Origin of the sequence: Rhodococcus sp. 05-2254-2 (assembly GCF_002259095.1) — a bacterium.
Taxonomy (GTDB): domain Bacteria; phylum Actinomycetota; class Actinomycetes; order Mycobacteriales; family Mycobacteriaceae; genus Rhodococcoides.
Genome location: NZ_NOZJ01000021.1, coordinates 631102 through 645309 on the forward strand (window position 1 = coordinate 631102; position 14208 = coordinate 645309).

Sequence of the window (14208 nt, forward strand, 5' to 3'; positions counted from 1 at the left end):
ATCCGCCCACGGCGATGGATTGCATGGAGATGTACCGCTGACGAATAGGGTCCCGCGTCGTCTTTAGCGGGCAGCCAGTACATCTCGAAAGATGGGCATCGCAGAGAACACATTCGGCCACCCGGCGTAGAACGCTAGGTGGGTGAGTGTTTCCGACGCTTGAGCTGGTGTGAGGCCGTTGTCCAAGGCGCGGCCTAGGTGAAACGGTATCTGACCTGTCTGGCCGGCCGCTACGAGTGCCGCGACAGTCACCACGCTACGGTCTCGTGGCGTGAGATCCGGTCGGAGCCATAGGTCCCCGAAGAGAGTGTCCGTCGTGAATTCGACCACGCCGGGGGCTGTTTGACCATAATCACGCTGGACGCCCGCGGCTCGTTGCGCTTCTGCCACCTGATCCTGTTCAAGTGAGGTCACATCGCCGCTAGGCAGATCTGCGGCTTCGACGCCGCGTTGCTCGAACACGGGTCCGGCCACGCGAGCTGCTGCAAGACCATTCGGCCAGGAGCTGTAGAACGCAAGATGGGTAATTGTCTCTGATATGGCAGCCGGTTCCAAGCCGTTGTCCATTGCCCTCGCGATCTCGTCAGGCAACTCACCACTTTGATTTTTCGTGACCATCGCCGCTACCGTTATCAGACTACGGTCGCGCGCCGCGAGCTCCGTGCGTTGCCAAAGGTTATTCTCAATTATGTCCGTGTTGTAGTCGGCAAGGGCAGGCGCAGCTGTATCGATCGTCCCCCCGGAGGAGGTTCCCTCGGAATTGTTTTGTGATTCGCCGCTTGTCTGGCTGCATGCAGTCAGAAGTGACATTGTGGTGATTACTGCGGCGATGACCGGCAGTTTGAACCTGTTCATGGTGATTAACCTCTTCCGTACTACTTGAGCTGGTGGTTGTTTCCAGCGACGAAGTTTCCAGGGTGTTGGAAGGCTCGAATTTTTCGGGCTCGTCCTTCACGAAACCAGACAATTCACCCGGCTGGGAGTCACTGGCGAGGGGTGTACTGCCGGGGCACCTGAACTGCTGGAATCCTGGCTACCAGGATTGAGGCTTGGCAGATCCCGGATAGTCGGACCACCGCGTTCTTGAACCCCGGGCTGGTTGATTTCAGTCCATCTCCCAAACCCTCGATCGGTTGGTGACGGTGGGTGCATTGGGCAGCGTATTCCGCCGTCGGATGTATCTGAGCGTCCGTAGCGACGGTGGCGGCCGACTCCGAGGTCCTCGATCACCACCCTCGCGCTGAGCAGATTCGTCATGTGATTGCGGTTCAGGCACTCCTTCCGTAGTTGGTTGTCAATCCCTCAGAGGCAGGTGCCTCCAGGCTCGGTGGGTAGTTTTTCCGACGCGTCCAGGGAAGGATGTAGGAGATGTCGACACGATCTCGGCAGAACTGTTGCAGCACATGCGAAATAGACTCCGTACCGTTGTGCGCTCCACGCATCAGCGGCGGACCGCCCCACAGCGCGGATGGCTTGTCGAGCTCGCCGGTCAGTCGTTTCGCGTCGACCGCCCCACGAGGGTCAACACGGATTGCGGAAGTGCGTGGCGATCATCGACGCGATCTTGATCGCCTTACCATCAACAGTCGAATCGAACTGGAATTTCATAGCGCACACCGGTTTCGGTCTATCGGCTTCGATCTGCAGGCAGGAGTTGACGCCGTGCGTCTGCGTGGATGGCAGATCTGAACCTGCGGATTCTCATCGTTCCAGAGCCGGTGAACCTTCCTTTTGTTCACCGACAAGCCCGCAGTGTGCCTCAGGTGCGACGGAAGTCGTACAACGGATTGGAGATGTGTATTTCCGTGACGAGGCGCTCAGGCTGTCATCAGAACAGCAAATGGTCCGACTCTGCGATTCCATGTCGATTGGACTGGGACCGGTCAGCGCCCGTCTCATATTTTGTCGCGTATGGGCTGCCGCGATGGATGGGGCCACCCTAGGACGGCGGGCGAGCTTGCTCTACCCCTGGATTCTCGATACCGGTCTCATGATAGGTATGGAACGATTGTCGGGTTGTCCAGCACGCTTCTGCGCGCGTGATGCCAGGCGCCAGTCAGTGGCGATTCCAGTCCGTAGGTGGCTAGAGTGATCTGGGGATTGAAGTGTGGCACCCTTTCGGATCGTGAGCGGATGAGGCCGTTGAGGTACGGCTCCAACCATGGAAACAACGCAGGGAGGATGCCGCCGAGTACGACGACGTCGACATCGGTGTAATTGCTCATTGTTCCGACTGCAGACGCGAGCGCCTCGCCTCCACGATCCAACGCAGCATGCGCGTTGGCGTTGTTGGCCTCCAACAAATCGATCAGCTCCGTAACAGAGAGCGAACTGTCGAGGCCTGCGCATTCCAAGAGCGCGTGGAGGCTGAGATATAACCCTAGGCATCCTCGGGCCCCACAGCTGCACTGCGGACCCGCCATGTCGACGCCTACATGTCCGACGAGTCCAGCCAGTCCATGCGACCCGCCGTAGATATTGCCTTCGATCACCAAGGCACCGCCCACTCCCTCGCGTTGTGCGCTGATATATGCCATGGCGCGAGGCCGAGTATCGCTCGAGTAAGTTGTGTATTCGGCTAGGGCGCTCAGTCGCCCCTCGTTTATCACTTCGATGCTCCGGGGTTGCGCTAGAGCCTCTTGGAGCGGTGTTCGAACGTCGAACGCGCGTAAGCCCAATGGCAGGGCGGCCACGATGTTCGAGTCATGTGCAACGATCGCAGGCAGAACAGCCACGGGGTTCGCGATCCACGCGTTGCTGGCGTGGTTTGCGTGCTCGATGGCGGAATCGAAAATGTCCGTCAGCGCCGTCACGAAACCTGATCCATCGCCTGGCTCGATGGTGTGGGCTCTGTGCGCGGACCACAGAACTTGACCCGCCATGTCTCGGACTTCGCCGAAAACCGATCTAGGAAATAGCTGAACTGCCACTGTGCGGACACGATCCGGCGCAGGCATCAACAGCCTCCGTGGTCGCCCCCGTCGTCCTTGGACGTTGCCGGACTCGACCAGTAATCCCCGCGCAATCAAGTCCTCCACCATGGTCGTTACAGTCCCGCTGACCAAGCCGGTCCGCTCACGCAGCTCCATACGCGCGCATGGCGCGTTCTCTGCGGCGGCGGCCATCACCAGAGACAAGTTGTGGCGGCCGACGTCAGAGGAAAGTGCGGGAGAACCTGTCATGGATTCGTATTGTCCGCTACGTCTGCTGCCGGGCGGAAGAGAGGCCCACGCGGTTCTGAATTCCACAATCCGAGGGCACGTGCCCAAGCGTACTGGCGATGCGTTCTCTTGCTGTTAGCTCACGGCTCACACCGCGACCGGATGAGTCGAAGACGCAGAAACCAATAACGGTAATAGCCTCCGACAAATCGGGAATGGACTTCGGATCGACGCCGAGAAATCTTTTAGTCAATCGTTGACTTATAAGCCTGAACCGTCTTAGTGTCGAAGAGCACACCCTCGATATTGAAGCTCCGGTCGCCATCGACCCGCCGCCAACCAGGAGATATCGAAACCATCTGTGTTGGAAATCAATCCGAGTCTCAGAATGCCGGTGCTGCCGAAAACGACAGAAGGAAGTAAGCCATGAAAGGCATCGTCTTTACAGGCAACCGCAGGGTGGAAATCCGCAACTTTCCGGTTCGAGAGCCCGGGCCGGGCGAAGTAGTCGTCGCCGTACGAGCGTCCGGCATGTGCGGAAGCGATCTTCACGTATACCGTGCCGCACGGGACGGAGACGACACGGTCGGACAAGCGATTGCAGGCCATGAGCCTGCCGGTGTAGTCCATAGTGTCGGGCCCGGAGTAGGAGAGCAGCTCGCGGTGCCGGGCGACCGCGTTATGGTCCACCATTACATTGGTTGTACGACGTGCGACAGTTGCAGGTCCGGGTGGCCGCAGATGTGCACGAAAACCCCGTTTCGTGCGTTCGGGACTCAGGAGCACGGGGGACACGCTCCGTACATTGTGGTCCCGGCAGCGACCTTGGTGCCTCTCGACGACTTGCTGAGCTTCGAGGCGGGCGCGGCCATCGGATGTGGCACCGGCACGGCATGGGGTGGCCTGGAACGTCTCGGCGACGTGGGGGGATCGACGTTGGTGGTCTTCGGACAAGGTCCGGTGGGGTTGTCGGCGACGATGCTCGCGACAGCGAGGGGCGCACGTGTCATCGCCGTCGATCCAGAACCGGCCCGCCGGGTTCATGCCGAGCGGTTCGGTGCTGTAGCTACCGTCGATCCGGTAAAAAGCAACGCCTCGGACATGATTCGGAACTTGACCGACGGCGCGGGAGTGCCGCTCGTACTGGAAACCTCCGGAAACTCTTCTGCGATCTCCGCTGGAATGGACTCCCTGCGACCGTGGGGAAAAATCTGTTTGATCGGTTTGGGTGCGGGTGAGGCACGATTCCGCGTGACGGATTTCTATCGAACCCAGGTGACAGTCATGACGTCGTGGACGATGTCCATCGTCCAACAGCGACAGTGCGCCGAATTCATTGCGCGCGAGAAGTTGCCGATCGACGAATTATTCAGTCATCGTTGGCATCTGAGCGAGGCTGCCGAAGCTTACGAAGAGTTCGACAAGCAGAATGCAGGTAAAGGTGTGTTTGTCTTCGACGCAGTGGATTCGGATGTCGAACGAGTCGGTGCCGAATTCGCCATTGTCGGAGAGGTTCGATAATGAACGCAGTAAATCCTCGTCGCCGCCTCATCGGAGGTTGTATTGGCAATGTCTGCGAGGTCTTCGACTACTCGATCTACGCTCTCGCCGCACCGGCGCTCGCGCTGCACTTCTTCTCGCGGGAGAATCCTACCGCTGCCTTGCTCGGAACCTTTGCAATCTACGCGCTGGCCTTCTTCGCGCGACCCGTGGGCGGCGTTCTGTTCGGTTTTATGGCGGACAGGGTCGGTCGCCTCAAGATATTGTCGTTGACCATTCTGCTGATGGGCGGAGGAACGGTCGTCACAGGGCTGCTTCCCACGTACGAAACAATTGGTATCGCTGCGCCCGCGCTCCTCGTTTTGTGCAGGCTCCTGCAAGGACTTTCGATGGGAGGCGAATCGTCGGGCGGCTACAGTTTCATCGTGGAATCCGCACCGGATGGCAAACGCGGACGTTGGATCGGTTTTGCAGTGTGCTTTATCTACGTCCCGACTTCGCTCGCCGCAGTGTTTGTCCTCGGCGTCCAAGCCGCCCTGGGAAGTGAGGCTTATATGGATTGGGGTTGGAGAGTGCCGTTCATTTTCGGCGGTCTCATCGCAGTGGCAGGGTTCTGGATACGCCGCACGCTTGACGATCCGGAGGAATACACTGCCGCAGTTGCCAATCAAGGTGACGCGCGGAGCACAATTCGGGAAGTAGCTGCTTCGAGGAAATCGATGCTGCGAGTGATACTTCTGCAAGTTCCACAGGCCGTAGGAGCGTATCTTCTCGTCGGCTACATGTTTACTTTTGTCGTGAAGACTGGCGGTCTCGATGAAAAGCCGGCTCTGTTCTCCAACGCCGCGGCAATCCTGGTCCTCGCGGTGGTTGCAGTGTTCTTCGGCTCGCTTGGTGACCGTGTCGGTCGAAAGCCGCTGCTCATCGGGGGCGCGTCGTGGTTAGCGGTGACCGCGTACCCGGCGTTCTCGCTCGCCGCATCCGGAACGCTGTTGGGTGCAATCGCCGGACAGAGCCTTCTAGCGATCGGAGTCGCCATCTTTGCCGCCGGTTACTTTGTCACCGCTGTAGAACTATTCCCGACTGCAGTGCGCGGCACCGGTCATGGGTTCTCGTTCAACCTATCCGCGGCGATCTTCGGAGGGACCACGCCGCTCGTCGCCACCGCCCTTGTCGGCTCTTTCGACAGCCCGGTTGCCCCTGCGTTTTACGCGATGTTGTTGATCCTCACCCTCGGTGCGGCCGGCATTGCCATGACGCCGGAAACCAAGGACACGGACCTGCGAACCTCTGTGCAGTCGACTGGACCAACCGGGAGGATCTATTCGTCCGACCGATCCACAGTCGACACAAGCAGCAACTAGACCGCAACGCCACGAGGCCCACGGCTAGGTGTTGAACGAAGAACAGCGCATCGCTGCGTAAGAGAAGAAGGCGCATCTTTGAGCCCCAATCCCGCCCTCGCTGGACGGCTCCTAGGGGACTGTCTGGTGAGGGCGGGCTGATGAGCTGCAGGGCGAGCTGCCCGGTAATCAGTGCACCTAACAGCATTTTTGCAATTTTCACTTCTGCGTCGACGGATGTAAGCGTTCGGATGTGCGTCGGTCTGAGCCGAGTGATTTATACGTCACGGACGTAAGCGATGACGTGATGATTGCGCGTGATTGTGGGTCAGTCCGGGTCTGTCCTTGCATCTTGTCTCCGCTGGTGCGCGGTCTCCGACTCCCGGAAGAACTCTCAGCGCGAGAGTGGGAAAGAGGTGTAGACGAAGGTTGCTGGGACGTGTCCGAGGTTGCGTAGATCGTGCACACTGCCAGGTAGAACGATACTGTCACCCACTTCAAGGCTGACTTCTTCGGTTTCGAGGATTATGTCGAGCGCCCCAGAGGTCAGCGTGATGACATGGAGCGCGTCGTCGAAGTGAAGATCGAGTACCCACTCATGGCCGACGGACACGGGTGGAACAGACAGCAAGCGAACTACTGCTCCGCTCGAAGGTGGTTCGATTCCCACTTCGCCTACCCGGCTCGCTAGGCCGTGTTCTGGTCGAAATGGACTCTGTGGCTGCCACCAGACCTCTTCGATTGACACCTTCCCCGGATGGGATTCGGCCATGTCCCGCGCGTCCGACAGGACAACCGACCGACCCTGGGGATCTGTGCCTACGACGATCCGGCGACGCTTCGATCTGCTCATGTCCGTCATCTCTTTTCTACTTCCTGATTGGGGGCGAAGTCACCGTAACGATGGCTTCTTGGCCGCTCGGTCTCCCGCCCCCGAGGCCTGGAAATGGCGCGACCGACCAACAATCCGAAAGGTCTCCAAGGGCACGGCACCATCGCTGGGGACAGAACAGACAGACGTACCCTCTGTCCGGCTCCGGCTCAATGGTGCCGTTGGTCGCTAATTTACATGCCACCATTCCGGGCAGTCTGGCAGCTCGATAGGGAACGCCTAAAACACTTATTGCTTGTCTTGATTGAGAGTGTTGTAGGCAGGAGAAGTTCAGAATGGGCTGTTAGAGGAATGGCGGAGCCGGACCCGAGCAGCAGAGGGTTTTCGAGGTGCTCGAACCGTCCGGACGCCCGTAGACTCGCGGCGCTGGAAAGCACGGTAACTCCGTCAGCTCGGCCTGACGACTTGGCCGTGCCAAAGATCTTCACTTCTCCGGTAGCCGCCATTGTTCTCGTGGTCGTGGTCGTGGTCGTGGTCGTGGTCAACCGGCCGTTGCGCAGCGACATCACGACTTTCCGCGCGGATCGGACGCAAAAACTGGTGGACGTACTCGCAGGGCCTCCTCGTTCGTTCTGGACCCAGCATCATCGCCGCAGCAAACGGCCGGCCTCTCCATTTTGCTGACATCACGGAGGGGTAGCGAAATGTCGGCCGCACATAGGCGATGACGAAACCTGCGCGTTCGACTGACGGTGCGGAAGTGCGCTGACGCAAAGTCGTCGCCGGATGGTTAGCGCGTCGCCTGGAGTAGCGCTTATCCAACGAGTCGCTGGACCAATAGTGGGGTCAGCTGTTGCACTTTTTACTGACTCGAAGGCGATAGGGGTTCGCGACGAACGAGTCTCGTTGTCACGAGTTCGCATAGAGCGGCGGTGCGCCAGGACGCTCTCCGTCCAGTCGTTACCATGGCTGTCCGACACCGATCAGGACTGTCCGGCGTCGGAGAATCGGCGGCAGTTCGGTGTCGCGAGAGTGTCACAAGTCGGTACGATCGAACATGGACGCGACCGGGCGACGGTGCACGAAAGGTTTTGCAAATAGACAAATATATCGAGTCCAGCGACGTTCAGGTGGATCCAGTTGGAGCGACTTAAAATCCGTCAAGTGTCGGTTCGAGTCCGATTGGGGGCACATAAGTCCATATGGAATTGAAAACTTAGCCCGAGTAGCAAGCTTCGGCGGGTGCCGTGGACTTTAGTGATCTGTGGCGGTTCTCAATGGACCTGTGAGGCAGCGGATCTGAAATACGCTGATTGGTCGAACCTGGATTTTGTCAATTTGCGCGTTTGCGCAGGTCAGCGCTTGTTTTCGGCCCGGATTCGGCAGATCTCGATGGCTCGTTGACACGAGGCTGACACAACTCGGTACAAAGCTTGTTCGACTAGCGCGGCCAATTTGACAAAGCAGCTGCGACACAACGGATGTCGACGATCCTTGAATGCGCGTACGCGCGGTCTTAGCCGGCGGCGACGTCTTTCCGCACCCCGATGACGGTGGCCCCGCAAATTGCATTTGCCGCACTATCTCTATCAAAACGCCAGTTCAGCACAGTTTCACTCGCAGGTGGGCGCATTGAGCGCGCTGATAGTGCCGACCACATCGAGAGGGGGCGCCGGCAATTAGGGGTGCATGGCGGTCAGTGTGCCGAACTTGCCTGACAGCTCTGCGGGCGTCGGCGAGATGAATTGGAGCCTCGCTTGCAAGACGGTTACTGAGTGTGGAGACGGCTCCGGTTCCGGCACGTCAGGTCGCACATCCGCACGGTTGAGGCGGTGTTTGATCATGGGGTCACTGAGGCCGAGGTTGTCCGCGGTAGCGTTAGTCGATGCGCAGAATGCTGTTTCAGTACACCGACACTCAGGCGTTGGCCGGGATTGTCGAGAGTTGCGCTATCCGCGCAACCGACTTCCGCTACCTCAACGATTCGCTCGAACTGTCCTACGTTTGGGATGCATTGGTGTCACGGCTCTACGCTCTCTCGAAGGAGCCGGATGACGGTCATCGGCACGCGTACAACACGATGCTTGACGCAATACGTCGACTGCACGCAGAGGACCTCAGAAATTACGACCAGTCGATCTTTGTCGCGTGCTTCACCGAGCTGAAGGACGCTGTCAGTCAGTGGAGCCGGTACGGAGCGAACGGCCAAGGTGTGGCGCTCGGCTTCGATGCGGACAAGATCGTAGGGTTGCGCGCCGAATACCATCACCATCATCCAGACGGGAAGCTCTCGCCTGTCCTTGACCAGAATCAGATGCCGCTCACCTGGCCATGCTCCCTGCAGCCGGTCGAATACGGCGACTCGGCACGCGACGTCCTCGTGACGAGTCTCGTCGAGATGGTGCGCGCGATCGGCGCAACAGATGATCCCGCCACCGATGCCTTCAACTACATCCATCAGCTAGGTGGGCTCCTACCGCATGTACCGCTGGTCAAACACGAAGCTTTCGAAGACGAGCGCGAACATCGCATTACCGCGTCGGAGCATTTCGGTGGAATGACGCCGCTACACCGGCATGCGGTCGGCAGCCTTGGAGCGTCATTCCGCCCGTTCACGAACATGCCCATGACGACACTCGATGTGAAGTTCCGGCCGTCCGGCGCCACGCTGTTCACTCCCTACATCGAGCTGGCGTTGCCGCGGGATGCATTGGTGACAGTGGTACTCGGACCTTCGGTGACCGACCCGCTCGCTCCGGCTACTGTCCGCCGACTGCTGCGACGACGTGGCTACCTGGAGACTGATGTCGAGCTGTCGAAACTTCCTTACCAGAGCTGATTACTGCGCCAGAAGAAATTTGAGAATCGCGCTCAAGGCGTGCCAATCTTACGGCCACTGATTCCACCATAGTAGGACCGCACCCGTTCAATTACGAGAAAGTTCTAAACCGCGCCAATGACACTGATGATTTCGAGCATGCGCGACGGCGAGATCGCTGTCGCGATGGACACTCACGCAATGGGGGGCGGGTCGACCGACGAACCCCACTCGAAGTTCTGGGTTCACCCATCAGGGGCATACGTCCTTGCCGGCACTGGACTCGCCGAAGTGGTTGAGCCGTGGCTGCGTTCGGTAGCCGAATCTCCACCCGCTTCCGCTAGTAGCATTCTCGCGACCGCATGCACGACTCTGAAGGAGCGTTGGCATACAATCACTTCCAGCCTCGATCAAGAGCAGAAAGCATCCGTTTTTGGTCTTCACACAACGGGTTACGTCTTCTCTTTCATCGATCACACACCACTGCGAACCTCCTTCTCCTCGCGAACCAACTTTGCGGCCAAGCGCTACCAGCGGCAGGGAATTTCTTGGGTTCCGCTTACACAGACTCCGCCGCCATCTGTCCTTGCTGAAATCGACGACTCGGACGGCGGCTTGATGCGGCTCGCCCGACATGTGGCCACGGAATGCGACCGCAATCCATCCACCGCAATGCACATCGACGGCGAGTTGTGCGTCGTACGATTTGCTCCCCACGGTGTAATCGACTGTGGTCCCCTCGGTCGAATACGCCCCGGCAACTTAGGCCGGGCGTCATGAAAAAGAAGCATGAGAATACACAGCCGGCCAAGACAGAACGCGCCCCCCGCAATCTGACGATGCAACGCCACAAGGGGGACCTTCGGGACTGCGGACTGTGCGGCCTGCACCGCAAGATGACGCGTACTCACGTGCCACCTCAATGCGTGGGAAATGACCACCTCGTCGCTCGTTCGTACATGCGGACTCACGACGGCAAAGCGCGGATGGGTCGAGCTACAGAAGGCGGGCTGTATGTCTACGGCCTGTGCGAGTCGTGCAACAACCTTGGGTCTCGATACGAGGACGCGTACAAAGAGCTCGTCGAGATCCTCAAACCCACTCGTCGGCGACTGCTGTGGGTCGACTACACCGCAAAGCAGGAGGACCTCCCGGCAGCTACCTTCGACCCTGGCTCTGTCGCGCGGGCAATCGTCGTCGGCGCTTTCGGGATAGCACCGACGCTGCGCGATAGGTTCCCAGACCTGGCGGCCAGCCTCGTTGAGCAACGCGACGTTCTCGTAGTGCCGGATGAGTTGCGGCTCCGCCTGGGCCTCGCTCGCGGTACGGCAGCTCGAATCGGAGGAATGACTGGGGGCTTCTTCTTCGAGGGTCCGTGGTCGAACCATGGTCCAGACGGCACTCCGGAGAGCGTGATGCCGTTCGCCGAGGTCTTCTTCCCTCCCCTGGCATGGATGCTCACCGACGATCGGCAACCGCTGCTCGATCGGATGGGCTGGGGTGATGCCACGCAGTGGCTGCATTCCAGACCTGGACAGCGTGAAGACCTGCACTCCACCGTGCCCACGCTGCCCTACGTCTCGCACCCGAGCCACAACGATCTGACGAGAAATTACTGGATCGAGATGCACCCGGAAGCCGAGGCCGGGATCACCGAAATTGTCGAGTGCAGGGAACTGCCCAGACGTATCTAAGTCGTCCGCGGTTGGGGTTCTGCCGTTCGTAAGGAGATAGGTCGTGGTGAGGGTGCACGCTACGTCTCGAACACGCGGTCCAGATAGCTGAGGTCCAGCGACGCGCGCACGTCGACGAGGGTGTCGCCGTAATCAAATCCGTAGGTGGGGTTGCACTGCAACCTGTCTATGGACACCATCTCGTTCCCGGCGCTGCTGGTGTTGTAGTCGGCGTTGGGCCCGACAACCTTCCGATATAGCTCTTGAACCGCGTGGTGGCTGGGTGTGACGAGGCCTTCGGGGCTCGCCGTCCCTCGTCTGATCGCATCAGGAACACAGAGGAGATTGCTCTCCACCGTTCCGAGGTAGCTCTCGATACCTGAGAGGTGCAATTCGCGCGCGATCATCGTGTTAAGAGTGAACTCTGAGGTAATCATGACGAGCGGACCAGCGTGCAACGCGCTGAACCACGTCACCGATTGCTCATCCCCCTCTGCATCTGCGCCTACTACGAAACGCATGGAGTCGAACGTCACGCTTGGGTGGTTGTCCAACGTCCACACAAAGTGTGTCCCAAAATTTTTGGGTTGCCCGGTTCTGGAATATCTGATTGCGCGGCGGTGCTCCACGGGGATGTCGAAGCGACCCGTCGTCTGTGTCGCCAAAGCGTTCACTATCACCGCCCAATGCGCGACTTGGAAGAGATCCGATCGTGGCGGCAACCCTCGATCTCGCATGATCGACGCTAGAACGGGCGCGGCAGCCTGCTCGATCGGTTCCATCCACTTTCCGTTGCAGTCTTGACACAGAATCTTCACATGCTTCGCACGGATGTCGCCGCGATAGATCACATCGAGATCAAGACCTTGTCCCTGGATGCCCGAATGCGCCATCGTGATGTCTTGCGACTCGTTCTGCAGCGCATCGCGTATGAACTGCTGGAACAGATGTGCCCGCGTCATCTTCTTGTCGGAACCGCAGTAGAAACATTCGGCCATACGTCCTCCCGGTGCCATGGCCTCACCCGTGATGGCTGAAAGACCAGATCGTCGTTCACATACCTTGAACTCTCACCATTCAGTGGACGATGCGGCCGGTGTCAGGGTCTCGTGGCCTGAAATCTCTGACGAGACCTTCTAGCTCGGTGCGTGTGTAGATTTCCCCAATTCCGGCACCCTCGCGGTCGATGATGATGCCGACCCGAGCGGCGGCGTCGATGATGTCCCACCTGAGGAGCAGTGCTGCTCTGCCATCCTCGAAGGTGTCAAGGTCACCACCCTTCATCAGGCCCCATGTGGCTGCTCGTGCGAGTTCGGCCAGCTCGGTAGCCGCGTCTGTATTGCTCATCTGAGACGTCCCTCCATTGGTGTGGTGTCGGCGCTGGAGCACCTTCGAACATCATCCACCTCGGCTATGCGCCTCTGTCGGTGAATTTGAACGTCGTGCACCCGGTAGTTTCTCCTGTGTTCGATAAATGGTGGGTTGGCCTGGGTTCTGGCAGGCCGGGGCATCCCTGCGACGCGACCCCTCTGTCCCCGTAGGGGGAAATTTTATCGCCGCAGGTCGATCCGTCGTTGTGAGCTTGCGGTTAGTCGGTGGCGCCACAGGGCCTTGGGGCAGCGTCGTTGACCGGCGGCCGCGGCGACGCGGACGGTCAGCCCGTCGATGCGCACTGCGGCGGTCAAGGACGGCTTGGTGCATTTGCCCCGAAATACCTTCACTGTGAGCCGTGCCGGGTTTGATGCCGCTTCGTTCTTCGTGAAGGATGAAGCACACGTCCAAGCATTACCCGGCCGAGCAGTGAAGATGGTCCGCGGTCACCTCCGCGAGTACAACGTCGTCTAAGGCGCCTGTAAGGCAATCGCACCGAACGTCGGCGTCGGTGTCGGCGCGGAGTCGCTCCGCTTGTGGACTATGCGAGCGCAAATCCATTCCGAAAAGGCTCCTAGCGCGACAACCGCCGAGCAACAACACATCAGAGGATTCGGACGCGAGAACCGAGATGTCGAGGAAGCATACGAGATTCTGAAGTCGGCCTCGATTTTCTTCGCGAGGGAGCTAGACCTTCGCCGCCTCAGATTCAGTACATCGACCGGATGCGTGCGCGGAACTACCGGGTCGAGTCGATCTGCCGAGTGTTTACCGTGCACGGAGTGCTGGTTGCCCACGCTTGTACGCATCTGGAAGACCGCACCACCATCAACTCGCACAGTGTGCGACGCCTACCTCACCGTCGCGCTCCGCGACACGGTCGGCGAACCGGAACAGCTGCTGTATCCGGGCGATCGCCGATGGACACTGGACGCCGTCGACGAGGTCACTGCCGGGCTGACGGCCGCCGACATTCCCGATGAGGTGCGAAAAGGCGCTGACGCAGGCGGTCGGGCAGTCCCTTTACGAGCCGTCGCTCCCCAGCCACATCGAAGCATTGGCGCGCCGGGCGGCGGAGGCGGTCCCAGAGTGTGTCGGTCGGATCAATAGTTGGATGCGCGCGGTGACGGATCAGCAAACACGCTGACGCATGGGCTGCGCCAGGAGGACGAGGCTCCGACCTCACCCGAATGCCGTACATCATCCGGTCCGTGTGGTGGGTCCTCACTGAGTGCGTGTTGCTGGAGGCGGGTGTCCCAGGTGAGCATTTGGCGGGCGCGGTTCGCGCGAACAGGCGCTTCGAGCGCGATGCGAGGAGATGGCGGAGCGTTTGGCCGAAGGTGTTGGCACACGAATAACCTGACCACGTCGGCGCAGTCTGTCGGTACCCACCGATACTGTCTCCAGAGAGGTCGCCGACGGGCGGCGAGGACATGTAACCGGAATGCAACCCGGGCCAGGTGTGTTGATGTGACACACTTGGTGCATTTACAACACTTGGTGCGCTTAC

At 59.5% G+C, this 14208-nt stretch carries 9 protein-coding genes; 4 read left to right on the plus strand and 5 right to left on the minus strand.

Going from position 1 to position 14208, the window contains the following annotated elements; translation table 11 throughout:
* Positions 1-63: 63 nt before the first annotated feature.
* Positions 64-855, minus strand: a complete 792-nt coding sequence (locus tag CH283_RS25825; protein WP_094639680.1) for a carboxymuconolactone decarboxylase family protein — start codon at positions 853-855, stop codon at positions 64-66.
* Between the two features lie 1133 nt (positions 856-1988).
* Positions 1989-2813, minus strand: coding sequence for an ROK family protein (locus CH283_RS25830; RefSeq protein ID WP_176460566.1), 825 nt, complete (start codon positions 2811-2813; stop codon positions 1989-1991).
* Positions 2814-3587: 774 nt separating this feature from the next.
* On the opposite strand from CH283_RS25830, the gene CH283_RS25835 reads away from it, so the two are divergent.
* Together CH283_RS25835 and CH283_RS25840 are read left to right on the plus strand one after the other, a co-directional pair.
* Positions 3588-4682, plus strand: a complete 1095-nt coding sequence (locus CH283_RS25835; protein WP_094639682.1) for a zinc-dependent alcohol dehydrogenase family protein — start codon at positions 3588-3590, stop codon at positions 4680-4682.
* Entirely contained in the window at positions 4682-6025 is a 1344-nt protein-coding gene (locus CH283_RS25840; protein ID WP_094639683.1) for an MFS transporter, read from the plus strand. Before CH283_RS25835 ends, CH283_RS25840 begins: the two co-directional genes overlap by 1 nt.
* Positions 6026-6398: 373 nt before the next feature.
* Here the strand turns inward: CH283_RS25840 and CH283_RS28115 are convergent, their stop codons facing one another.
* A complete protein-coding gene (locus CH283_RS28115; protein WP_141215363.1) occupies positions 6399-6857 on the minus strand; it encodes a cupin domain-containing protein in 459 nt (152 codons plus the stop codon).
* A gap of 1864 nt (positions 6858-8721) precedes the next feature.
* Here CH283_RS28115 and CH283_RS25845 point away from each other — a divergent pair.
* Both CH283_RS25845 and CH283_RS25850 read left to right on the plus strand, forming a co-directional pair.
* The gene (locus CH283_RS25845; RefSeq protein ID WP_094639684.1) at positions 8722-9675 is read left to right on the plus strand and encodes a DUF2971 domain-containing protein; all 954 of its coding nucleotides are present in this window, start codon (positions 8722-8724) and stop codon (positions 9673-9675) included.
* Positions 9676-10613: 938 nt separating this feature from the next.
* Positions 10614-11348 (plus strand): hypothetical protein, encoded by a 735-nt coding sequence (locus tag CH283_RS25850; RefSeq protein ID WP_141215364.1) that lies wholly within the window; start codon positions 10614-10616, stop codon positions 11346-11348.
* A gap of 59 nt (positions 11349-11407) precedes the next feature.
* On the opposite strand, the gene CH283_RS25855 is transcribed toward CH283_RS25850, so the two are convergent.
* Positions 11408-12325: a hypothetical protein gene (locus CH283_RS25855; protein WP_141215365.1), complete on the minus strand. Its 918-nt coding sequence runs from the start codon at positions 12323-12325 to the stop codon at positions 11408-11410.
* 79 nt (positions 12326-12404) lie between these two features.
* The gene (locus tag CH283_RS25860) at positions 12405-12674 is read right to left on the minus strand and encodes a hypothetical protein (RefSeq protein WP_094639687.1); all 270 of its coding nucleotides are present in this window, start codon (positions 12672-12674) and stop codon (positions 12405-12407) included.
* Positions 12675-14208 lie beyond the last annotated feature (1534 nt).

What these genes read in the sequence shown, in the direction of transcription:
- CH283_RS25825 (WP_094639680.1), bottom strand. Translation starts at nt 855, where the DNA reads ATGAACAGGTTCAAACTGCCGGTCATCGCCGCAGTAATCACCACAATG.
- CH283_RS28115 (WP_141215363.1), bottom strand. Translation starts at nt 6,857, where the DNA reads ATGAGCAGATCGAAGCGTCGCCGGATCGTCGTAGGCACAGATCCCCAG.
- CH283_RS25845 (WP_094639684.1), top strand. Translation starts at nt 8,722, where the DNA reads ATGCGCAGAATGCTGTTTCAGTACACCGACACTCAGGCGTTGGCCGGG.
- CH283_RS25840 (WP_094639683.1), top strand. Translation starts at nt 4,682, where the DNA reads ATGAACGCAGTAAATCCTCGTCGCCGCCTCATCGGAGGTTGTATTGGC.
- CH283_RS25860 (WP_094639687.1), bottom strand. Translation starts at nt 12,674, where the DNA reads ATGAGCAATACAGACGCGGCTACCGAGCTGGCCGAACTCGCACGAGCA.
- CH283_RS25855 (WP_141215365.1), bottom strand. Translation starts at nt 12,325, where the DNA reads ATGGCCGAATGTTTCTACTGCGGTTCCGACAAGAAGATGACGCGGGCA.
- CH283_RS25850 (WP_141215364.1), top strand. Translation starts at nt 10,614, where the DNA reads ATGCGGACTCACGACGGCAAAGCGCGGATGGGTCGAGCTACAGAAGGC.
- CH283_RS25835 (WP_094639682.1), top strand. Translation starts at nt 3,588, where the DNA reads ATGAAAGGCATCGTCTTTACAGGCAACCGCAGGGTGGAAATCCGCAAC.